The 23,871-nt window shown below is 29.7% G+C and carries 23 protein-coding genes and 1 riboswitch; all 23 genes read right to left on the reverse strand.

The features are described 5' to 3' along the window. Nucleotides 1-180 precede the first annotated feature (180 nt). The 23 genes from ABNK64_RS07065 to ABNK64_RS07175 all read right to left on the reverse strand — a co-directional run bounded on the left by ABNK64_RS07065 (nucleotide 181) and on the right by ABNK64_RS07175 (nucleotide 23,870). On the reverse strand, nucleotides 181-906 hold the full coding sequence (locus tag ABNK64_RS07065) for a basic amino acid ABC transporter substrate-binding protein (protein WP_300343045.1): 726 nt from the start codon (nucleotides 904-906) through the stop codon (nucleotides 181-183). A 17-nt stretch (nucleotides 907-923) separates the two neighbouring features. Further along, nucleotides 924-1,652 (reverse strand): amino acid ABC transporter ATP-binding protein, encoded by a 729-nt coding sequence (locus ABNK64_RS07070; protein ID WP_291256861.1) that lies wholly within the window; start codon nucleotides 1,650-1,652, stop codon nucleotides 924-926. Beyond that, complete coding sequence (locus ABNK64_RS07075) at nucleotides 1,645-2,355, reverse strand: amino acid ABC transporter permease (RefSeq protein WP_300343043.1); 711 nt, start codon at nucleotides 2,353-2,355, stop codon at nucleotides 1,645-1,647. Before ABNK64_RS07075 ends, ABNK64_RS07070 begins: the two co-directional genes overlap by 8 nt. A 312-nt stretch (nucleotides 2,356-2,667) precedes the next feature. Continuing rightward, the gene (locus ABNK64_RS07080) at nucleotides 2,668-3,870 is read right to left on the reverse strand and encodes a pyridoxal phosphate-dependent aminotransferase (protein WP_349763933.1); all 1,203 of its coding nucleotides are present in this window, start codon (nucleotides 3,868-3,870) and stop codon (nucleotides 2,668-2,670) included. A gap of 154 nt (nucleotides 3,871-4,024) precedes the next feature. Beyond that, entirely contained in the window at nucleotides 4,025-5,356 is a 1,332-nt protein-coding gene (locus ABNK64_RS07085; RefSeq protein ID WP_349763934.1) for a dicarboxylate/amino acid:cation symporter, read from the reverse strand. Between the two features lie 101 nt (nucleotides 5,357-5,457). After that, nucleotides 5,458-6,900, reverse strand: coding sequence for an ABC transporter ATP-binding protein (locus tag ABNK64_RS07090; RefSeq protein WP_349763935.1), 1,443 nt, complete (start codon nucleotides 6,898-6,900; stop codon nucleotides 5,458-5,460). 2 nt (nucleotides 6,901-6,902) lie between these two features. Then, entirely contained in the window at nucleotides 6,903-7,682 is a 780-nt protein-coding gene (locus ABNK64_RS07095) for an ABC transporter permease (protein ID WP_349763936.1), read from the reverse strand. Beyond that, nucleotides 7,679-8,602: an ABC transporter permease gene (locus tag ABNK64_RS07100; protein WP_349763937.1), complete on the reverse strand. Its 924-nt coding sequence runs from the start codon at nucleotides 8,600-8,602 to the stop codon at nucleotides 7,679-7,681. Before ABNK64_RS07100 ends, ABNK64_RS07095 begins: the two co-directional genes overlap by 4 nt. Before the next feature lie 2 nt (nucleotides 8,603-8,604). Next, entirely contained in the window at nucleotides 8,605-10,170 is a 1,566-nt protein-coding gene (gene nikA, locus ABNK64_RS07105; RefSeq protein ID WP_300343032.1) for a nickel ABC transporter substrate-binding protein, read from the reverse strand. 1 nt (nucleotide 10,171) lies between these two features. Then, nucleotides 10,172-10,924, reverse strand: coding sequence for a cobalt-precorrin-6A reductase (locus ABNK64_RS07110; protein WP_349763938.1), 753 nt, complete (start codon nucleotides 10,922-10,924; stop codon nucleotides 10,172-10,174). After that, the gene (cobJ, locus tag ABNK64_RS07115) at nucleotides 10,921-11,652 is read right to left on the reverse strand and encodes a precorrin-3B C(17)-methyltransferase (protein WP_291256852.1); all 732 of its coding nucleotides are present in this window, start codon (nucleotides 11,650-11,652) and stop codon (nucleotides 10,921-10,923) included. The genes ABNK64_RS07110 and cobJ overlap by 4 nt, the downstream gene beginning before the upstream one ends. Beyond that, on the reverse strand, nucleotides 11,645-12,631 hold the full coding sequence (cbiG, locus tag ABNK64_RS07120) for a cobalt-precorrin 5A hydrolase (protein ID WP_349763939.1): 987 nt from the start codon (nucleotides 12,629-12,631) through the stop codon (nucleotides 11,645-11,647). The genes cobJ and cbiG overlap by 8 nt, the downstream gene beginning before the upstream one ends. A 3-nt stretch (nucleotides 12,632-12,634) precedes the next feature. Next, on the reverse strand, nucleotides 12,635-13,393 hold the full coding sequence (cobM, locus tag ABNK64_RS07125) for a precorrin-4 C(11)-methyltransferase (protein WP_291256850.1): 759 nt from the start codon (nucleotides 13,391-13,393) through the stop codon (nucleotides 12,635-12,637). Next, nucleotides 13,372-14,100, reverse strand: a complete 729-nt coding sequence (gene cobI, locus ABNK64_RS07130; protein WP_291256849.1) for a precorrin-2 C(20)-methyltransferase — start codon at nucleotides 14,098-14,100, stop codon at nucleotides 13,372-13,374. Before cobI ends, cobM begins: the two co-directional genes overlap by 22 nt. Before the next feature lie 15 nt (nucleotides 14,101-14,115). Further along, a complete protein-coding gene (gene cbiT, locus ABNK64_RS07135) occupies nucleotides 14,116-14,676 on the reverse strand; it encodes a precorrin-6Y C5,15-methyltransferase (decarboxylating) subunit CbiT (protein WP_291259084.1) in 561 nt (186 codons plus the stop codon). 17 nt (nucleotides 14,677-14,693) lie between these two features. After that, the gene (gene cbiE / locus ABNK64_RS07140) at nucleotides 14,694-15,317 is read right to left on the reverse strand and encodes a precorrin-6y C5,15-methyltransferase (decarboxylating) subunit CbiE (protein ID WP_349763967.1); all 624 of its coding nucleotides are present in this window, start codon (nucleotides 15,315-15,317) and stop codon (nucleotides 14,694-14,696) included. After that, nucleotides 15,304-16,428 (reverse strand): cobalt-precorrin-5B (C(1))-methyltransferase CbiD, encoded by a 1,125-nt coding sequence (gene cbiD, locus ABNK64_RS07145; protein ID WP_349763940.1) that lies wholly within the window; start codon nucleotides 16,426-16,428, stop codon nucleotides 15,304-15,306. Before cbiD ends, cbiE begins: the two co-directional genes overlap by 14 nt. Continuing rightward, the gene (locus ABNK64_RS07150) at nucleotides 16,429-17,076 is read right to left on the reverse strand and encodes a precorrin-8X methylmutase (protein ID WP_349763941.1); all 648 of its coding nucleotides are present in this window, start codon (nucleotides 17,074-17,076) and stop codon (nucleotides 16,429-16,431) included. An 18-nt stretch (nucleotides 17,077-17,094) separates the two neighbouring features. Then, nucleotides 17,095-18,402, reverse strand: a complete 1,308-nt coding sequence (locus ABNK64_RS07155; RefSeq protein WP_349763942.1) for a cobyrinic acid a,c-diamide synthase CobB — start codon at nucleotides 18,400-18,402, stop codon at nucleotides 17,095-17,097. Next, complete coding sequence (locus ABNK64_RS07160; RefSeq protein ID WP_349763943.1) at nucleotides 18,399-19,457, reverse strand: pyridoxal phosphate-dependent aminotransferase; 1,059 nt, start codon at nucleotides 19,455-19,457, stop codon at nucleotides 18,399-18,401. Before ABNK64_RS07160 ends, ABNK64_RS07155 begins: the two co-directional genes overlap by 4 nt. Before the next feature lie 36 nt (nucleotides 19,458-19,493). After that, nucleotides 19,494-20,453, reverse strand: a complete 960-nt coding sequence (gene cbiB / locus ABNK64_RS07165; RefSeq protein ID WP_349763944.1) for an adenosylcobinamide-phosphate synthase CbiB — start codon at nucleotides 20,451-20,453, stop codon at nucleotides 19,494-19,496. Nucleotides 20,454-20,455: 2 nt separating this feature from the next. Further along, the gene (locus ABNK64_RS07170) at nucleotides 20,456-21,937 is read right to left on the reverse strand and encodes a cobyric acid synthase (protein ID WP_349763945.1); all 1,482 of its coding nucleotides are present in this window, start codon (nucleotides 21,935-21,937) and stop codon (nucleotides 20,456-20,458) included. Nucleotides 21,938-22,077: 140 nt separating this feature from the next. Next, nucleotides 22,078-22,256: riboswitch (cobalamin riboswitch) on the reverse strand. 87 nt (nucleotides 22,257-22,343) lie between these two features. Beyond that, nucleotides 22,344-23,870: an ATP-dependent helicase gene (locus ABNK64_RS07175; RefSeq protein ID WP_349763946.1), complete on the reverse strand. Its 1,527-nt coding sequence runs from the start codon at nucleotides 23,868-23,870 to the stop codon at nucleotides 22,344-22,346. Nucleotide 23,871 lies beyond the last annotated feature (1 nt).

Here is a 23,871-nt window from a genome sequence, read left to right on the forward strand (position 1 = left end):
TAGGGTAAATTTACAATGGATTTTTTATTGAAATTTTATGCTGCAACTTCTTGGAATTCTATTATACACCAAACATTCTAGTACTCATAGATATAATAGCACTCTAAATACTTTCTAGTCAAATAAAAGAGAGAAAATGTCAATTCCTAACATCTTCTCTCTTTCCTTTAATATTTATTATTAGTTAAAATATTTTTTTAATAACTTGTCATAAGTTCCATTAGCTTTTATCTCATTTAATCCCTTTTCTAACTTTTCTAATAACTCTTTATCATTTTTTCTAACAGCAATAGCATATTTCTCTTGAGCACTTTCAGCCTCTGCTATTTGAAGTCCTGAGTTTTGTTTTACATAGTTTTCAGCAGGTTCAGAGTCTAAAACTACAGCATCTATCTTATCAGCTTTTAAAGCCATTATACCAGCATATGCTGCGTTATATCTCTCAATCTTAACTCCTTCCATATCACTTACTATTACATCTCCTGTAAATCCTAACATAACTCCAACTCTTTTTCCTTTTAGATCATCAAATGATTTTATACTGTTATTTCCCTCTTTTACTATAATAACTTGACTAGCAGTATAATAAGGTTGTGTAAAAGATACCATTTTTTGTCTCTCTTCAGTTGCTGTCATTCCAGCTATTACCACATCAACTTTTTTCATCTGTAGAGCTGGTAATAATCCATCAAAAGCCATATCCTGTATTTTTATATCAGCATCTAATACCTTTCCAATCTCATTCATCATCTCTATATCAAACCCTACTATCTCCCCTTTTTCTAAATACTCAAAAGGAGGAAACTCCGCATTTGTTCCCACATATATCTTCTCTTTAGCCATAGCTAAACTAGATAAAGATAAAACCATCAATCCCACTAAAACATTTTTTAACATTTTTTTCATAATAAACACTCTCCTTACTATTTGTTTAAAACTTTATTTAAAAACTCTTTTGTTCTATTATGTTTTGGATTAGAGAATAGTTCATTAGGAGTAGTATCTTCTAAAATTATTCCCCCATCCATAAAGAAAACTCTGTTAGCTACATTTTTAGCAAATCCCATTTCATGTGTTACTATTAACATAGTCATTCCTTCTTTAGCTAGATCTCTCATTACATCCAATACCTCTTTTATCATCTCAGGATCAAGAGCAGAAGTAGGTTCATCAAACAACATAATCTCTGGCTCCATTGCTAAAGCTCTAGCTATTGCTATTCTTTGCTTTTGCCCTCCAGATAATTGGTTTGGATAGACATTAGCTTTATCTTTAAGCCCAACTTTTTCAAGTAGTACAATGGCTTTCTTTTCAGCTACCTCTTGTGATATATTTTTTAACTTCATTGGTGCTAGAGTTAAATTTTCCATAACTGTTTTATGTGGAAATAAGTTAAAATGCTGAAACACCATACCTACATTTTGACGAATTACATTTATATCAACTTCATCTGACATAATATCTTGATCTTTGATATAGATATGTCCCTTAGTTGGTTCTTCTAACTTATTTATGCATCTCAAGAATGTTGATTTTCCACTTCCTGAAGGTCCTATTATAGCTATAATATCCCCTTTATTTACCTGTGCATCTATCCCTTTTAGTACATTTAATTCTTCATAACTTTTAAAAAGTTTTTCTATCTTAATCACTTACTTTCAACCCCTTTTCTACTTTTCTCATAAATCTTGTAAACATAGCTGTCATTACTAAATATATTAATCCAACTGCTAATAATGGTTCAACTCCTCTATAAGTTTGACTTGTAATTATATTAGCTGAACGAAGTAGGTCAACTCCACCTATAAAACCTACTATAGAAGTCTCTTTTAAAAGTGTTATAAACTCACTTACAAGAGCTGGTAGTATCTTTTTGATAGCTTGAGGTACTACAATCTCTTTCATTGCTTGTCCATAGTTCATTCCTAAGGCTCTTGCTGCCTCCATCTGTCCTTTATCTAGTCCCTCTATTCCTGCTCTAATTATCTCTGCAACATAAGCTCCTGAGTTAATTCCAAATGATATTGCTGCAATTACAAGTATTGGTGTATCTCTTAAACTTCCAACAAATATTAGATTTGCAAGTATCATCAACTGTACTACTGCTGGTGTTCCTCTTATTAAATCTACATAAGCAAATGCTATTTTAGATAAAGGATTAAATTTTTTCCAGTTCTTAGTATGCTTAAATGGATAAAAATGTGAAAGTTGTAACAAGGCTATAAATATTCCTAAAGCTATTCCAATAATAGCTGCCAAAGCTGTTGTTCCAACTGAGAATGCTAGTCCATCCAAGATATACTTATATCTCTCCCCTCCAATAAAAATCTCTTTTAACAGTGTTAAGTATTCCATTGTTCCTCCTTAAATATATTATATAAATTTATTTTTTTATAAAAAAAATACAGACACGAAAATGTCTGTATTACATACTAAAATAAAACTTAACTTCAAATACTTAATAAATATTTAAAAGTCATCAACTCTATGCTCATAAAGATATATCTCAATATCTCTAATCTTTTCAAGAAGATAAATGTAATTCAGTCAATTTCAAAGACAAGGTAACTATATTATTTTGTTGTTTATTTTTCCTTATCCTTAAATTCCTTAACATTTACTCTTCCTCCTTTTGTTTTAATTTTCTTGATTATACTCTAATTTTTTTTAATTGTCAATATTTTTTTTGTTATATTCTTCCAAAGCTCTTCTTAGGACTATCATTGCATTCTCTATATCATCAATATTAGTACAGAATGAGAATCTTACCTCTTGTTCTCCTCTTCCCTCTGTTTGATAGAATCCTGGCCCTGGTGCTATGAGAATAGTTTTACCATCATAGGAATAATCAGTCAATAACCATTTAGCAAACTTCTCTGCATTATCAATAGGAAGTTTAGCAAAGATATAGAAAGCTCCCTCAGGTTTTGAACACACTACACCTGGAATTTTTTGTAAATATCCAAATAGAAGATCTCTCCTACTCTTGTATTTTAATTTAACATCTTCCAAGTAGCTATCCATTGTATTGATAAGATTTGCAGCAGCATGTTGTTCTATAGTTGAAACACAAAGTCTAGCTTGACAAAACTTCAAAATATAGTTCATAAGCTCATGGTTTTTACTAGCAATAAGTCCAATTCTCGCACCACAAGCACTATAATGTTTTGAAATACTATCAACTAGTATAACTCTATCCTTTAGATCATCCATCTTCATAATTGAAGTATAATCTATATTATCATAGACAAACTGCCTATAAACTTCATCAGCTATTATATATAAATTATGTTTTTTAGCTATCTCTCCTATCATTAGAATCTCTTCTTTTGTATATACAGTTCCTGTTGGATTGACAGGATTAGAAAACATAATTGCTCTTGTTTTTGGTGTTATTAATTTTTCAATTTCCTCTTGAGTTGGTAAATGAAAACTATTCTCTATTGTTGTGGGTATAGCTCTAACCTTTGCTCCTGCAAATGTAGAGAAACTCGAATAGTTAGAGTAAAAAGGTTCAGGTATTAATACCTCATCTCCCTCATTACAAATAGCCATTAAAACAAATAATATAGCTTCACTTCCACCCTGAGTTATCAATATATCCTCTTCATCAATGTCTATTCCACTAAGTTTATAACTTTTTACAAAACTCTCCCTTAATTTTAATATCCCCTTTGAATCTGAGTATGTAACTATTTTCTCTTTATAATTATTTAATCCTTCAAAAAAAGAATCTGGAGTAACTATATTAGGTTGTCCTATATTTAGTCTATATACTTTGATTCCCCTTTTCTCTGCTTCATCAGCAAGAGGAATTAATTTTCTTATTGGAGAAAAATTCATCTCTAAAGCTCTATTTGATATTTTCATAAACATCCCTCTTTCCTAAATATTTTTAATTTATTTATTCATTCTATCATATCTTAAAAAAAAATTCAAAATATTTATTATAAATTCATAATATTTTCATAAAAAAATACACTCAAAACTTTCAAACTAAGTTTCAAGTGTATTAAATACTTAACTATTTATTATATACATCTTCATCTAACATATGCTCACTCTTAGCTACATATATACTTGCAGCACTATCTCCAATTACATTTAGAGAAGTTACTAACATCTCAATTGGTCTATTAATAGCAAGTATCAATGAGTATGTCAATATAGCAGTATCATTTACATATCCAAGTCCTGATAAGATTGTAAATAACACTATTGCTCCTGCCCCTGGTGCAGCAGGTGTTCCAACTGAAGCTATAAGAGCTAAAATTCCAATAATAAATATATTTGATAGCCCTAGATCATATCCAGCTGTAGTTGCTACGAAAACAGCTGCAATAACTTGCATTATAGCTGTTCCATTCATATTTGTTGTCATTCCTAAAGGAAGAACGAAAGAGGCTATATCGCTATTTACTCCTAATTCCTCTACTGTTGTTTTCTTATTTAATGGTAATGTAGCAGCACTTGAAGATGTTGAGAATCCAAATAAAGCTACTTTTGCTGCTTTTTTTACAAAAGGTAATGGATTTAATTTAGTAGAAACTGCTATTAATATTGAATATCCAAATATAAGGAATAAAAATAGTGTAATAGTTGTAGATACAACATATATTAAAGCAGGTTTTAAATGCTCTACTCCATATGCAGCAAATGTTCTTGTCAATAGTACAAATATTGCTATTGGTCCAAAAACATTGATAACAAATGTTAAAAATTTAATTACAATATCATTTATCTCTTGTAAAAACCCTTTTACATATTTAGAATTTTCTCCTAGAGAGTTTATACATAATCCAGTAGAAACTGCCAAGAAAACAGTTGCTAGAACTCCACCATTTTGAGAAAAGGCAGCAAATATATTGTTTGGAACCATTTGAATTAACATAAGCAATGGATTACTTCCAGTTTTACCAGCTACAACATTTACTCCTGACTCTATGTGAATATTAAATGCCCCTGATAGATTTAAAGCCATTCCTACAAATCCAGCTAAGATTAAAGCAAATATAGATGAAACTAAGAAGAATCCCAATGTTTTATATGAAATACGTCCCAATTTTCTAGTGTCACTTATATGACATATTGCAAGTGTTATTGAAGTATATACCATTGGTATAATTACAAGTTGTAACGAATTTATGAAAAGTTGTCCCACTATATAGAAAAGTCCTAAAGCTTTTTCTCCACCCTTAGCACTAATGTCTTGGAATAGTAAAAAGTTTATAAATTTCCAAGTTGGACTATTTACTCCCAATCTCTCTCTTAAAAAAATACATAAAAATCCAGCAAGTATACCTAACACCAAAGCTATACTCATCTTAATAGCAAGTGTATTAGTATTTTTTTTCATTATCATTTCCTCCTAATATTATATTATTTTAAAAACTTCTAACAGTTATTATAAGATAAATTAGGAGTTATGTCAAAGATTTTTTTCACAAAATTGACACATTATTTAGCTAATGAAAATAATTTTTGAGTGTATTCATTTGTTATAGTAATTTCATCAGAATTTTTAATTCTTTCTATTATCTCTCCTCTATATATCACTAAAATTGAATCACAGAGAGATTCGATAACTTCTAAATTATGTGAAATTATTAAATAGGATATATTTTTTTCAACCTTTATCTTTTTTAAGAGATTTAGAATTTGGATTTGAGTAGATTTATCTAGGCTACTTGTAGGCTCATCTAAAATTAACAATTTAGGTTCTGACAGCAACGCTCTCGCTATACATATTCTCTGTACCTGTCCACCACTAAATTGCTTTGGATATTTTTCTAAGCTCTCTTTTTCTAGGCCAACTTCTAATAAAATTTTACTAATTTTATCAATATCTTTTGTAACATCTCCCAAAATATTTTTAATTTTTCTATACGGATTCAATGCTCCTACACTATTTTGGAATATTATTTGTATCATATTTCTATTATTTTTAAAAAACTCTTTATTCAAAAGCTTATTATATAGATATATCTCTCCTCTATCTTGTTTTTCTAGTCCTACAAGCACCTTAGCCAACGTAGTTTTACCATTTCCACTCTCACCTATTATTCCAATACTACTATCCTCTAAGATTTTAAAATTTATATCTTTGAGTACCTCTTTATCTCCATAACTTTTATAAAGATTTTCTACTGATAAAAGTATCTTTTTATCTAATTTCTCTAAATTTAAATCATTTTTTAAAAATTTATTATGTAGTAATTTTTTTGTATATTCATTTTTAGGAGAAAAGAGAACCTCATCTTTTCTCCCATATTCTACTATTTCTCCATTTTTCATTACACAGATATCATCAGATAAATCTGAAATAACTTTTAAGTCATGAGATATTACTATCATTGTTTTTTTCTCTTTTTTCTGTATATCATAAAGAAGTTTTAAAATCTCATTTTGTGTAATTGTATCTAAACTGCTAGTAAATTCATCAGCTATTATGAGTTTACTTTCCATAAGTAGAGCAAAAGCAATATTTATTCTCTGCAACATTCCTCCACTCAGCTCATAAGGATATAAATTTAAAACTGTTTCAGGATTATTTATCTTTACTCTTTTTAAAATTTTTATAGCTTTACTCTTTTTTTCACTATATGAAATATTTTCCATTAATTCATATAAATGGCTTTTTATCTTCATTAAAGGATTGAAAGCAGAATTAAAATCTTGTGGGATTAAAGCTACTTTATCAATATTTAATTCTAATTTTCCCTCTATACTCCACTTCTTATCAAGAATATTTAGTATACTAGAAATCAATGTCGTTTTTCCACTTCCACTTTTTCCAACAATTCCTAAAACCCGTCCCTCTTCCAATATTAAATTTATTGAGTTAAGTATTTTTTTCTCTTTTATACACACAGATAAATTTTCTATTTTTAATATTTCCATATCTAATCCTTAATTATTTCATATTGGTTTTTTATCTCATTTCCTAATAAATTCACAGATATTACCATTATAAATATTACCACACCTGGGCCTATCATCAGTTCAGGTCTACTATATATATAATCTTTCCCTTCATTTATCATCATTCCAAGTTCTGAATATGGAGCTCTTACTCCAAACCCTAAAAAAGAATAACCAGCTAAGCTAAGAATAACACCTGCAAAACTATTAAAAGCTACTATCATAATTTGTGGAGTTATATTAGGAATCAAATCCTCTTTTAAAATTCTCCATTTAGGCTTATTTAAAAGAGTACTCATTATAATAAATTCTGAGCTCATAAGTTCTTTCGTCAAGTTTCTTGAAATTCTAGAATAATTTGTCCAAGAAACTAAAAGGAGAGATAGACCCAAACTAAAAGCACTACTCCCCATTATATTTACAATCAAAAGAACAATTATTATACTTGGAAATGAATCAAAGATATCTGTAATTCTAATTATGATATTCTCTATTCTCCTATTACAATTTCCAGCAATAACTCCTAAACACATTCCTAATAATGCTGATAATATAGTTACAATCAAGGCTGTTAAAAATGTTACCTGTATTCCCAATATTATTCTTGAAAAAATACATCTCCCTAAATAATCAGTTCCTAAAAAATATTTAAACGAAGGTGATAATAATTTTTTTTGTAAATTAATTGCTATTGGATCATTAGGAGATAAAAATTTACCAAATATAGATATAAACATAAACAAACTAACTATATATCTCATTCCTCTTTCTCCTTCATCCTTGGATTAATCCAATAACAAATTAAACTACTTATCTCTGTTGAGATGATAAAGAGAGTAGAGACTAAAAAAATATATCCTTGTATTATAGGATAATCTCTTCCATCAATAGCTTCTACTATCATCTTTCCTAGTCCTGGCCATGCAAATATATTCTCAATTATTACAGTTCCACCTAATAAGCTTCCAATCGTTTTTCCAAATGAAGTTATTATAGGAGTTAATGAATTTAATAAAGCATAGTTTATCAATATCCTTTTTTTATTTACTCCTCTTAATTTTGCATATTTTATAAAGTCTTTCTTTAAAACTATCAAAATATTTTCTTTAATCAGTTGTGTATAATATCCTATATATGATAAAGACAAAGTTATTCCAGGTAGTATTATACTATTTTTTGCATAAGCACCTGAAATTGGGAGTAATTTAAATTTTACTCCCAATAAACTAATAAATATATATCCTAACCAAAATTTAGGAAAAGACATTCCTATTAAACTTAACCACTTTATAATCTTATCAAAAACTGTATTTTGTTTTACAGCTGAAAAAATACCCAATGGAAAACTTATAAAAATTATTATTCCAATTGAAAAAATCATTAATTTTAACGAATAAATAAATGAAACTTTCATATAATTATATACATCTAAACCACTTATATATGATTTCCCTAAGTTTAAATTAAGAATATTTTTTAACCAAATATAGTATTGTTTCCATATTGGAATATTTAATCCCATCTCCCTTTCAATATATTTCAAATTATCTTCGGTTAATGGAAGATTAAAGGTATTTAGATAAGCTATTCTAGGATCTCCTGGAATAATTCTTGTCACCATAAAAGCGATACAAGATGTTATAAAAAATAAGATCAATATATTTATTATTTTCTTAAACATTGCTATTTCCTTCTAACATTCTGTAAAGGTATAATTTCTTTTATTGAAGAAAACTCTACTCCTTCTATGTCTTCTCTTGATACTGCCACTACAACAGTAGTTACAAGAGGTACATATATAGCTTGTTCATAAAAACTTTCAACTATATAATCAAAATTACTTTGAAGTTTATCTTTATTAGTCTCCATCAAAGAATCTCTCATGACTTGATGTAATTCCTCACGATTCTCTATCCCCTTTTGAACAATATTAAATTTATCTCCATCACTTATCATAGCTGCCAATGTTGCAAAAGGTTCATAAGATCCACCCCAAGAATTAAACATTATTATATCAAAATCACCTTTAGTCCAATTTTGACGAAATAATTTTGATTCTTCTTGTGATATATTAAGTTTAACTCCCACTTTTTTATACTGTTGCTGTAATATCTCTGCTAAAATTTTCCCGTTTTTTATACTATTGTCTAAACTTAATTTTATTTCTAATATTTCACCATTTTTTTGACGATACTCTCCACTATTATCATATTTCCAACCAGACTCTTCCAATAATTCATTTGCTTTATCTAAATTAAATACATATGAATTTTTCACAGTATTTTTAACATACTCCACATCATCTGTAAAATAGCAATCTGCTGGTTTTCTAATTCCTTTAAAAATCTCCTTAGAGATTGTTTGATTATCAGTAGCATAATTTAAGGCTTGTCTAACTCTTTTATCTCCCAAAATTTTCCCAGCAGTATTTAAACTTAAGCTAGTTACCTGTTTTGGTTCTGAAATTTTAACATTGAATCCCTCTTTTTTTAATTGTTCAATATTTTCCACATTTAAAGAGTCAAAGTTATCATAAATCATATCTATATCTCCAGCTCTTAACATTGCTACACTTGTTCCCATATCTGATACAACATATGTTTTAAAATACTCAAATTTCGGTTTATCTCCCCAATAGTTTTCATTTCTTTTGAAGATTGCAAATTGATTCGCCTCATACTTATCTAAACTCCACATCCCTGTTCCTATAGGAGCTGAAATCTCTTTGGCACTTAGTTGTCCATCTACAAATCCCTTTTCTCCTAAAAATACAAGTGGTCTTGAAAATGTAAGATCTTTTAAAAATGAGTTACATGGATTTTTTAAAACAAATTTAATTGTATAATCATCTATTATCTCTATTTTTTCTATCTCTTTTAAAGATTGTAAAAATGAAAAAGCTTTTTTATTCATAAGTACTTCTTCAAAATTTTTCTTTACAATACTGCTATTAAAATTAGATCCATCACTAAATTTTACATTTTCTCTAAGTTTAAATGTATACTCTTTTCCATCTTCTGAAATTTCCCATTTTTCACTCAATACAGGAGCTATCTCTCCATCCTTCAATGTTACTAATCCTTCATATACCCATCCTTGAGCATAATGTGGACTTGCCATTAAATGAGGATTCAATTCTCCTATATCCTTTGGTATTGTTATTTTCAACATATTTTTTTCTGAGTTTTTCTCTGATCCACACCCTATAATAAAAGAACTTAATATAAGCGACAATAGTATTTTTTTCATTTTACTCCCTCTTTTCTACATTTAATAATAATTCATCTATGCTGTTGTAGCAATTAGGATAATCTATCTTAGGTCGAGTAAGAAAAATTACTTCTATTCCTGATTCTTCAGCAGCTTCTATCTTTTCTCTTTCCCCTCCGGTGTCTCCAGCTTGTTTAGTTATAATATATTTTATATCATATTGTTCGATCATAGCCTTGTTCATACTCTTACTAAAAGGTCCTTGCATAGCAATTATATTTTTAGGTAATATTCCAAGATCTTCACATTTTTTTACCATATCCCATTTAGGTAAAATTCTAAAATAACATTGATTTAAATTATTTAATTGAGAAAAAAAAGGTATATTGTTACTACCTAAAGTAACTAATATATTCCCCTTTTTTTCTGCTATATATTTGATGATATCCTCAATTTTTTCAAACTCTTTATAGAGTTTAGGGAGAAAAGAGATTTCCTCCCTTTCAAATCTAAAATACTCTATTTTCTTATCTTTGGATGCTTTTAATACATTTTCAGAAACTTCAACAGCATAAGGGTGCGAAAGATCAATCACCTTATCTATACTCTCTTTCTCTATAAAATCTAGCATCATTGGATAAGTTAATTTTTGGCATACTACTCTTACAGGTAGATTCTCTAAAAGTTTTCCTCCATATTCAGTAGCAGTAGTAACAATAATATCAGTGGTTTCTTTACAAAACTTTTCAAGAAACTCTCTTGAATCTTTGGTGCCACCTACTACCCAAATCATAGATGATATCCTCTAGGTGTTATCATTCTTCCCTCTTTTATATATGTTTTAGAGTTACCAACTACAACTACAGTAAACATATCTATTTCATGCTCTAACATCTCTTCTAAAGTAGTAAGTGTATAGTTTTGATCCTCTCTTCCCACATGTCTTAAAAGTGCTACTGGAGTTGTTGGAGCTTTATGTCTTAACATTATCTCTCTAGCTTCTACAATTTGCTCTGTTCTTCCTTTACTTTTTGGGTTATATAGTGAAATTACAAAATCTCCTTCACTAGCTCTATCTATTCTCTTAGTGATAACATCCCAATCTGTTAAAAGATCACTTAAACTTATTATAGCTTGATCGTGCATAAGTGGTGCTCCTACTAGAGCAGCTCCAGCTACTGATGATGTAATTCCTGGAATTATCTCTACTTCTATTCCACTACCAAGAGCAACCTCAATCATAATTCCTGCCATTCCATATATTCCTGCATCTCCACTACTTATTAGAGCTACTGTTTTTCCCTCTTTAGCTAGCTCTAATACTTTTTCACATCTATCTATCTCTTTTTTCATTCCAGATACATAAAACTCTTTATCTTTAAATTCATCTTTTACTAAATCAACATAAGTTATATATCCAGCTATTATATCTACACTTTTAAGAGTTCTATACGCTCTTACACTGATGTCATCCATATTTCCTGGACCAATTCCAACTACATATATTTTTCCTTTATTCATATCCAAATTTCTCCTCATAAATTGATATTGTTATTCCATTATAAATATATTTTTGCTCTAAAAAATCTCCATTTCCATTTGAAGCTAAAAGAGCACAAGGCTCTGAAACACAACTTACTCCTATCTGTTTTTTTACAAATTCAGAGCCTTTAAATCTTTGTTCTACCTCTTTTATCTCTTCTCTTGAAATTATCACAAGTTCTTTTTGAAGTTCTTCTACTAGTGAGAGCAATCCTAATTCATCAGCCTTGATATCTACTGTTGCTACTCTTTTTATACTTTCATAAGCTAGATTGTGTTTTTTCATAACCTGATCTAAAGCCTTAAATATCTCCTCTTTAGGTGTTCCACGTCTACAACCAACACCTACTATTAAATTTTTAGGGTATATTCTCATTATATCTATGTTCTTTTTATTAGAAGCTATCACAACTCCTGAAGAGTTAGTATTTTCTCCTATTTTCACATTGTTTGGTAAAAGAATTTCAACTTTTTTATTATCAACTATCAAAGATGTTAAATCTTTAGCTTTAGTTAAAGATTCCATTTCACAGTTTAATTTCTGAGATAGGGTGTCTATAGCTATCTTTCCTGTAACATCAGAACTAGTTGTTATTATTGGAAGAAGTGAAAAGGTATTAGCAACCTTATAAGTAAGTTCATTAGCTCCACCAATATGACCTGAAAGAAGAGATATTACAAAATTTCCCCCTTCATCTATTACCAATACTGCTGGATCTATATCCTTACTCTTTATTAAACAACTAATTTTTCTAATAACTATTCCCGTTGCCATAATAAAAATATGACCATCATAATTATTAAATTTTTTAGTGAGCTCATCTGTAAAGTTTTCTATCTGTATAGTATTTTCTAATTGAAATTTTTTCAAAGTATAAATATCAGCCTCTAACTTTACTCCTATTTTCTTAGCTAAATTCCCTGCTCCTCTTGTTACACTCCATATAGCTAATCTCATTTCTTATTCTACTCCCTTTCTGTATTCATGAGTAAATGTCTTATCATATAGTTTTGATTTTTCATACTCATTTCCTAAGAAATCTCCTACTAAAATTTGAGCTGTTTTAGAAATTCCAGCCTCTTTTACCTGATTTTCTATTGTTTCTAATGTTCCTAGTACTATTTTTTGATCTGGCCAACTTGCTCTTTGTACTACAGCTATTGGTGTAGTCATAGGATAAGAAGTTGCAAGTCTTTTTACTACATCACCTATCATATGCACTGATAAGAATATAGCCATAGAAGCTTGGTGAGAAGCAAGACTCTCTAATGATTCTCCCTCTGGAACAGGTGTTCTTCCCTCTAATCTAGTACATATAACTGTTTGTGAAACTGCTGGAAGAGTGAACTCTTTTTTTACTGCAGCAGCTGAAGCTAAAAATGAACTTACTCCTGGAACTACTTCATACTCTATTCCATGTTCGTCTAAAACATCCATCTGTTCTCTATGAGCACCAAAAATTGCTGGATCTCCTGTATGAACTCTAGCAACTTTTTTCCCTGCTTTTATCCCTTTTATTGTTACATCCATTACCTCTTCTAATGTCATAGATGCCGAATTATATATCTCTGCTCCCTCTTTATGACAATCTATTACCTCTCTTGGTACTAAAGATCCTGCATATATAATAATATCAGCCTCTTTTACTATTCTCTGTCCTTTTACTGTTATTAATTCTGGATCTCCTGGTCCAGCTCCTATAAAGAAAACTTTTTCCATTCTTCAAATCCTCCTTTTTTAAATATCATAGTTGTAAAGTATGGTATATCCTCTTTAGTGAGGTTAGATATATCATAAAAAACCTCTTCACTCTCTTTTCCACTATTTGATACCATTATGATGTTATTCATATTATTAGTTTTTATAAGAGCCTCTTTCAATTTATCAAAATTTCTACTAACTTTCATAAAAACTATATTTTCACTCTCTTGTAACTCTTTCTCAATATCTGTATTATCATTTATTGAAACTATTTTTAAAGATTCATCTCCCATTACTATTGGGAAATTAAATCTAGAAGCCATATCTGCAAATGAAGATATTCCAGGAATAGTTTCAACTTGTGATTTATACTTATCTTGCATATTTTCTAAAAGATAAACATACGTACTATATGTCATGCTATCTCCAATAGTTAAGAAACCAACGTTTTTTCCTTGCTCTAATAGATTTTCAACCACTCTAGTATTAGCTTTTCTTCCCTCTACTCTATCCAATGGATTTTTTAACATAGGAAATTCCATAAATACTATCTCTACATCACTTTTTAAATACTCTTTAGCTATGTTGTAAGCTGTACTCCCCTCTGCTTTTTTTGCCTCAGGTACGATTATTACATCTAATTTTTTTAAAGCGTTAACAGCTTTTATGGTAAGTTGCTCTGGGTCACCTACTCCTACACCTATTCCATAAAACTTATTTGTCATTACTTATATCCTCCCTTATTTGTTAACTGTTATTATATAAATAGGATTTTCTCCATACATCATTGTGTATGGTCCTACTTTTTTACCACGTGAAACCATCATATTTACAACTTCTATATCGCTAAAGTTATACTCTTTCAATAGAGACATTGTATCGTTCAAACTTTCCAATGTAATTGTATTTACAACTAGTCTAGCATCATCAGTTGCATATTTTTTAAAATGCTCCAATATAGATCTCATACTTCCAGTTGATCCTCCAACAAACATTCTATCGTAAGAGATATTTGGTATATTTTCTGGAGCTCTTCCATGAATAAGTTCATAATTCTCAAGATTAAAATTCTTTACATTCTCTCTAATTGTATCTAGACCTTTTTCCTCTTTTTCTATACCTATTACCTTTCCTAAAGGCATATATGTTGCTGCTTCTATACCAATTGTTCCAGTTCCAGCTCCAACATCTATCAACACTGAATCAGGTTTTAACTGAAGCTTAGCTATAGTCACAGCCCTTACCTCTTGTTTTGTCATAGGTAGCTCTCTTTGTATAAACTCCTTATCGTATATGTGCAAGATCTTTCCCTCCTCTTCTATTTTCTAATTATAACAATATTCATTAAAAATTCTCTATTTAAACTCTCATATTCAGCTATTTTTAATATAGTTATCTTTTCATCTGAATAGGATAATCTCTCCCCTATTACCATCTCTGCATCTGCAAAGCCATTCTCATAAAGCTTTTTTGCTATTGCATATGGAGTATTTATATTATCGGTAAGTAGAACAATTCCTTTTTCTTTAGTAAACTCCTCTATATAGTCAGCTTCTCTTCCATGTACACTTAGAAGTTTATACTCTTGCCATACCTCTCCTATTCTAGAGAATAGATATTGATATGAAGATATTCCTGGTATTACTTCCAACTCTTCATTTTTATAATTTCTTCTTAAAAAACTAAGTAAGCTATAGAAGCCTGTATCCCCTGAAACTATAATCGTAATTTTTTTATCTCTATTCAGATTTAAATATACTATTAAATCTGATAACTTTTCCAAAGTATATTTATAACAGTCAGCTGGGAGCAAAGAGGAGATCTCCATCAATTGTCTTGCCCCTCCAACTGCGATTTCACTACTTTTTATTGTATCTATTCCTTTTTTAGTTATATAATCTATATTTCCTGGACCAAGTCCAACTACTCTAATTTTTTCCAGCTAACTCACCTGCCAATTGATAGAACTTCTCTGTATATCCAAGAGTTTCTCCTTTGAAAGAAAATAAGAGAACTTCACACTGTATCTCTCCTCTTGAATACTCTTCTACTCTTCTTTTTACTTTTTCAGCTATAAAAGGAAAAAACTCTCTTTTTTCAATATAATCACACGCTTCTTCAACTGTATTAGATTCTAGTATCTTATGAATATTTTCTGAGCTTTCTCCACATAGAAAAGCATTAGCTCCCATTATCTCTACTCTTGCATCTGCAACTCTACTGTGTGTATTAAATATTCCACCAGCAATTTTTATTGCCTTTCCTATATGTCCTAAAAATAATATCTTTTTAAAGCCCAATTTAACAGCTGAATCAATCATAAATCCTGCATAGTTACTTATTACTATTGTTTGCTCTAGATCTAATCCCAATTTCTCACAATAGTTCTTACTATAGTTTCCAAAGGTAAATATACACCAATCTCTATCTCTTGCCATTCTTAAAACTTTTAATTCTACAAACATAGAATCTTTTAAAGCCTCTTCGCTCATAGGTTTTACTATTCCTGTTGATCCCAATATGGAGATTCCACCTACAATCCCAAGTTTTGGATTGAATGTCTTTTTAGCTTTTTCTCTACCTTCAGGAACATATATGGTAATCACAGCTTTTTTTCCCATTTTACCTAGAAAATCATCTGCTACCTCTTCAATCATTTTTTGTGGCCCAGGATTTATTGCAGACTTTCCTACCTTTGCCTGTAATCCTAATTTTGTAACTGTCCCTACTCCACGTCCACCTACTAAAATAAAGTTTTTAAATGAGATTCCTCTTTCTATCTCTGGTAATTCATCTACTAATTTTATTCTAGTACATATCTGTATTCCATTTGTTACATCTGGATCATCACCAGCATACTTAGTAACAGCTACACTTACAAAATTTTTTCTAACTCTCAATCTATATATTGGAACTAATATATTTTGTCCATTTAATGTTGTAAAATTTACTTCATCTAGATAATTATTATTTAACAGAGCTTCTAACCCTGCTTTTACTCCAATTGCTGCACAACTTCCAGTAGTATAACCAGATTTTAACTCCTCAGCCATTTAAAATCCCTCTCTTTTATACATTTGATAAAGAATACCATGAAGAATTGATACTGCTACTGTACTTCCTCCTTTTCTACCATTAATTGTTATGTACGGAAGTCCTAATTTTTTAAAATCCTCTTTTGATTCTGCTGCTCCTACAAATCCAACTGGTACTCCAACTACTAGAGCAGGTTTTTCTATCTCTCCTTTTTCTATCATCTCCTTTAACTGGTAAAGTGCTGTTGGAGCGTTTCCTATTAAGAATATTTTTGTTTTTTCATCCTTACCTGCTTTTTCCATTCCAACTATTGAACGAGTTACCCCTCTCTCTTTAGCTTCTTTTATAACCTCTTCATCAGATACAAGGCAGTAAGCTGAACAACCAAATTTAGAAAGAATTAGTTTGCTAAGTCCATTAACTATCATATTTGTATCACAGTATATTTTACAACCATTTTTTAATGCTTCCATAGCACTCTCTACAGCTCCATTTTGAAATTCAATTAAATCTGCATACTCAAAATCTGCTGTTGTATGTATAACTCTTTTTACTATTGGAAGTGTTTTTTCATCAAATTTATCTCTTTTCTCCCCTAGTTCTTCACCTATTATTTCAAAACTTCTTTTTTCAATATCTTGCGGAACTTTTATATATGTACTCATCTATCTCTCCTTTTGTTTTTAATCTAATATCTCTTTTAAATAATCTAAACTATTAAAAAAATGTATATGAGGGTACCCAGCTTTGCATTTTTTCTCTTTAAAAATACAAGCCCACTCTTTTCCATTAGGTTTCACTGCTCTATATTCTCTACTTTCATGTTCTATCTTAAATATCTTAGAGTAATGAAACTCATGCCCTTTTCCTAACTCTTTTTCATCTTCATACACATTGATGTATCCAAAACGAGATATATCTAATCTATCTTTCATCTCTATACTGCACTTAATTATATCACACATTGGAATATATTTCTCATTTAAAAGCTTTATTCCAGAAGTTAGATACATAAAGCCACCACACTCTCCATAGATTTTACCCTCTCTTCTATAAAAAGTTCTGATACTCTCTATCATACTCTTATTTTCAGATAGTTCTTGTGCATAATTTTCAGGATAACCTCCACCAAAATATAGTATATCTACATCTGGTATCTCTTTATCAGTTATCGGAGAAAAGGGAATCAACTCAACTCCTAAATGCTCTAATAACTCTAAATTATCATTATAATAAAAACTAAATGCTCTATCTCTAGCAACTCCTATTTTAAGACCAGAATACCTATCCTTCATCTCTTCAAATGGATTGATAACATCTTCAGGTTCTCCAATTTCAGCTATCTCTAAAAGTTTTTCTACATCTATTGTCTTCTCTAAAACTTTTTTTAATTTTTGGCTCTTATCTTTTAGATCATCTATCTCTTCTGCTTGAAGTAATCCTAAATGTCTACTAGAAACAGAGAGTGTTTCATCTTTAGGTAGGTAACCTATACAATTTATTCCAGTATATTTTTCAATAGCTTCTTTATAATGCTTAAACATAGCTTCACTTACTTTATTTAAAATTACACCAGCTATATTTACTCTACTATCAAGCATCTTATATCCCAAAACCTGAGCAGCAATACTTGTACTCTTACCACCACCATCTACTACTAATATAACAGGTAGCCCTAAGACTCTTGAGATGTGTGCTGAACTATTATTATCAAGAGAGTGATCCACTCCATCATAGAGTCCCATTACCCCCTCAACTATTGAGATATTTTTATGATGTTTATAAAAAGAGTATTTTACTCCTTTCTCTCCCATCATAAATAGATCTAAATTATAGCTTTTATTTCCTGTCACAAATTGATGAAATCCTGGATCTATATAATCAGGTCCCACTTTAAATGGAGACACATTTTCAAATAGTGACATAAGTCCCATTGAAACAGTAGTTTTCCCTATACCACTACTAACTCCAGCTATCATAAATCCTTTCATCTTACCACCTCACTCAAAGCTTCCAAAACTATTTTATTGTTCTCTCTATCTTTTATAGCTAATCTAATAAAGTGTTTATCTAAACCTATAAAGTTTGATGCATCTCTTACTAATATTCCCCTCTGTATCATCTTCTCTCTCACTTCAACAGAAGTCTTGTCTATTAGCTTTATAAGAATAAAGTTGCTATTGGTTTTGTAGGATTTTATCCCTTTAATTTTTAAAGTTTCATTATAAAACCACTCTTTCTCCTCTTCTATCCAATTCTCACTTTTTTCTATATACTCTCTATCCCAAAGCATAGTTTTTCCAGCCAAATCGGCAAAACTATTTATACTCCAAGGCTCCTTATACTTTTGGCTTTTCTCCAATATCTCACTATCATAAGTTATTCCATAACCAAGTCTTACTCCTGGAACAGCAAAAAATTTAGTGAGAGCTCTCATTACAAAAATATTACTATCTTTTAAATTAACAGCTGTAAAATTCTCCCACTCTCTTATAAACTCGATAAATGCCTCATCTATAAAGAGTTTTATTCCCCTCTTTTTCAATTGATCATTTATCTTTTTTATCTCTTCAAGTTTAAGAAAATTTCCTGTTGGATTATTTGGATTACAAATTATAACTAAATCACATTGAGGTATAGACTCTACGAACTTATCAATATCTAATTTAAAATCTCTTTTCTCATCTAAAATATGATAAATTATTTCACAATCTATACTTTCTAATGCTCTTCTATACTCAGCAAAACTAGGTGCAATCAAAAAAGTTTTTTTAGGTTTTAAGCTCTTCATATAAAGAAACAGTATCTCTGTAGCTCCATTTCCCACCACAATATTTTTCAGATCTACACCATTATATCTTCCTATATTTTCTCTTAACTCTATATAATCAGGATCTGGATATTTTTCTAATAGTTCAAAATTCTCTATCACTTTTTTCTTAAACTCTTCTGGAACACCTAAAGGGTTTATATTCGAGCTATAATCAAGAAGTTCTCCTTTTCCCTCTCTCTTCAATCTATATATATTTCCACCATGTAAGTCCATCTATCTTCCTCTTTTTTATCTTTATTCACTTAATTTTTAAATAAAAGCTTTAATTAACTGAGACACAATCATAAAAGTTGCTAATCCTATCCAAGAAGAAACATACAACAATCTTATTCCTCTTTTTACATCAGGAATTCCAAAATGTTTTAACTTATCTCCTATAGTTGGCTTATCATAAACTTTTCCAAAATAACTTGTCTTCCCTCCAAATTGAACTCCCAAAGCACCAGCAAAAGCTGCTTCTGAATTTCCAGAGTTTGGGCTAGAGTGATTCAATCTATCTCTAAAAAATACTTTCCAAGCTCTTTTATAATCCATTCTTAAAATAAAAGCTCCAATAGGAATTATAAATCCTCCAGCTATTCTTGCAGGAATAAAATTTGCTACATCATCTATCTTTGCAGAGATCATTCCAAAATCCATATATTTTTCATTTTTATATCCTACCATAGAGTCCAAAGTATTAATAGCTTTATATCCCATAGCAAAAGGCAATGCCAATGAAACTCCTTCAACTGAAAAAAAACTTCCTAAAAATGCAAAAAACATTGGGGCTATAACTCCATCTACTGTATTCTCACTTATAGTCTCCAATACACTTCTAGTGATCTGTGTTACATCCATATTTCCTGTATCTCTACTCACTAAATAAGATAACTCTTTTTTAGCTTTTTCCATATCCCCCTCTACTAAGATTTTGCAAACTCTAAAACCTTCATCTGCCAAACTCTTAGTAGCTAAAGTTGTGTATAGAAAAAATATTTCTAAATAAATTGAAAGTTTTGCTATATAGTAAGATACTAAAAAAGTAATTCCAATGGTTAATATAGCAAGAATTCCACCTGTCAATTTTTTACAACTAAATCTATAAAGTAATTTTTCTAAACTCTCTATCAATTTCCCTATAAATCTAACAGGGTGTGGAAACCAGTGAGGATCTCCTAAAATAAGATCCATTACATATGCTATACTATATCTAATTATAAAATTCATCTTTACTCACCTAATATCTCATAAATTTTTTCCATATCAATATTTTCTCTAAATACTTTTTCTAACTTATCTAACTCTTTCTCTCTATACTCAGCAAAGGTAACACCTTCTAATTGAGTTTCGATTCCCTTTTTCTGTCTAACTTTATTCAAGATTGTTCTAGTTACTTTTTCATTATCAAATATTCCATGAAGATAGGTAGCAAAAATTGTATCTCCTTTCTCTATAGCTACAACTCTTTCATCTGAAGTAATCTTTCTCTCTTTTCCAATAGTCACTCCCTGATGTATCTCATAACCATTAATAGATTCTCCATTCAATCCAGCTAATAGTCCTGAACAATTTTCTAATTTACCTTCATATTGTAGAGTGTTCTTCTCTTTTTCCATTATAGTCTCAAGCTCTAGTAAACCTAATCCTGGAATCTCTTTTATTTCACTCTCTATTCCATAAGGATCTTTTATCTTCTCCCCCATCATCTGAAAACCACCACAAATTCCAATGATACTCTTTCCAGCTTTTGAGGCTTTGATAATCTCAGTGGCAACTCCACTATCTTTTATCTCCTTTAAATCATCAATTGTATTTTTTGTACCTGGAATAATTATTATATCTTCATCTCCCATTTCATCAGGTGAGGTAACATATTTTATATTTACATCTTCAACTATTCTCAAAGCATCTATATCTGTAAAATTAGATATATGTCTAAGTTTGATTACAGAGATATTGATCCCTTTTTTCTTTTGCATCTTTTTAAATCTCTCTGTGACACTATCCTCATCTTCAATATCAATATTACTATATGGCATAACTCCTATTACTGGAACTCCTGTCAACTCTTCTATCTCTTTTAATCCAGGCTTGAGTATATTTATATCTCCTCTAAACTTATTTATAATTACACCTTTTACTCTAGCTCTCTCTTCTGCTGTCATCAACATTATTGTTCCATAGATAGAAGCAAACACTCCCCCTCTATCTATATCGGCTACTAATATAACTGGAGAATCAGCCATCTCAGCCATTTTCATATTTGCTATATCCTCGCCCTTTATATTTATTTCAACAGGACTTCCTGCTCCTTCAATTACACTTATATCAAAATTCTCTTTTATATAATTATATGATCTCATAATTTCAGGTTTTAAAGATGTTTTAAATTTTCCATACTCTATTCCACTCATATTTCCAATTGATTTTCCATTGACTATAACCTGTATTTTTCTATTAGTTGTTGGTTTTAAAAGTATAGGATTCATATACGCTTCTGGATCAATACCACAAGCTGCTGCTTGAACCACTTGAGCCCTACCCATTTCCAATCCAGATTTAGTTACAAATGAATTTAATGCCATATTTTGTGATTTAAATGGAGAAACTCTATATCCATCTTTTGTTAATGCTCTACACAAACCAGCAACTGTAATACTTTTTCCAGCTCCTGATGATGTACCGACTACCATAATATTTCTATGTTTCATCTTCTTCTCCCCCGAAAATAAAAAAACACAATAAAAAGAGTGTAACTTAAAAATTAGCTATATTTATAACTATTAATATTTCAACTCTTTTATTGTGCCTATTCTCTCATCTTTATTTTTCTCCTCCCGTCCACGCAGGATAGTTAAATAATTTTAAATAAGATATCCTGACTTAGATTCACCCTACTAACACTCCTTCCCAATTTCTTAGTGGACTATGTGTTCTCGTCATCATTACAGTGGCGGGACCGTGTAAGATTTTCACTTAACTTCTCTTATTTAAAACCTTTACTTGTCGTGACTTTTCCTACATATTATACTATATCTCAAACATTTTAGTCAAGAAAAGAGAAATATTTAGAATATATATAATTAATATTTTTATAAAATTCTTATATTTATTTTCTTAATAATTGAGAAATCTTGACCTTTTATCAAAATAACCTAACTTTTCATAATAATATCTAGGATAACTTAGATATAAATATTTTTTAGCTCTACTGCAAGCCACATAATACAATCTTTTCTCCTCTTCTAAATTTTCACTATCTATTCCATTTGGAAATACCCCTTCCAAAAGAGTGGGTATAAAAACTACTTCCCATTCCAAACCTTTAGCTGAGTGCACTGTATACAGTGCAACTCCATTACTCTCTTCCTCTTTTTTGTGGTATTCTATTCCATATTCCTTCAAAAGTTTTTCCAAAGCTTTTATAATATATCTATTTCTATATAGTATTGCAATCTCCTCTAAAGGGATTTTATCTTTTAGTTGTAAAATTTTTTTACAGATATAATCTCCCTCCCCTTCAATATTTTTAAACGAATTTTTATGAACTTTTTCACAATGTACATCTGTTCCTATTATTGTTTTATTATACTTTAAATTAAATTTATTAGCAATTCTATTGGTATACTCTATGATCTCATCACTACTTCTATAATTCATTTTCAATTTTATTAATTTTGAGTTTGGAAAATCATCTCCAAATTTTAAAATATTAGTAAAATTTGCTCCCCTAAATCCATATATACTCTGATAGTCATCTCCAACTACCATAAGATTTCCTGTATCTCCTATTAACTCTTTTAATAATTCCATCTGCGAAATATTACTATCTTGATATTCATCTACAATGAGATAATCAATTTTATTTTTTATATAATCCCTAAACTCTCTATTATCTTTAAAATTTTGTAATACAACATCTATCATATCATCAAATTCATATATATTATTTGTTTTTTTGTATTTTTTATATTCGGACTTTAACTTATAGATATCATCTTTCATCTGTTCTTTTTCAAAAACTTCCTCTACCTTTAGTTTTCTATTTTGAACCTTACTTAATCCTTCACTCAATTCATCAACTGTGTAAAAATTATCTTTATATTTTCTATTCAAATCCATTTTTTTAATTAAATATTCAAATATCTTTTTTCTTCTCTCTTCATCTATTATCTCAAAATCTATAAGTTTAAATATATTTTCATATTTTCTAATCAACCTAGCACAAAAAGAGTGAAATGTTGTTATTGTAACTTTTACTTCATCTCTTTTTAAAATCTCTTTCAATCTGCTCTTCATCTCTTCACTTGCTTTTCTTGTGAAGGTAATCATCAGTATCTTTTCCTCTTTTATCCCATTTTCTATCAACCAAGCAGTTCTGTAAACTATTGTTCTTGTTTTTCCAGAACCAGCACCTGCTATTACTAGATACTGTCCCTCTGTTGATAATAATGCTTTTTTCTGTTCCTCATTCAAAAGTAAGTTATAATTTAAACTATAATTATTAGATAAAAGAGAGGTATTAACACTCTCTACCTCTCTACTCTCTAATTTTCTAATACTTCTTTTTAAAAATATATCATTTTCATTTTTTAATGCTAGTGTCGCTTTGGATTTACTTCTTCTATCAATTACATCAACCATA

The sequence above is a fragment of the Fusobacterium sp. SYSU M8D902 genome, from assembly GCF_040199715.1.
GTDB lineage: Bacteria > Fusobacteriota > Fusobacteriia > Fusobacteriales > Fusobacteriaceae > Fusobacterium_A.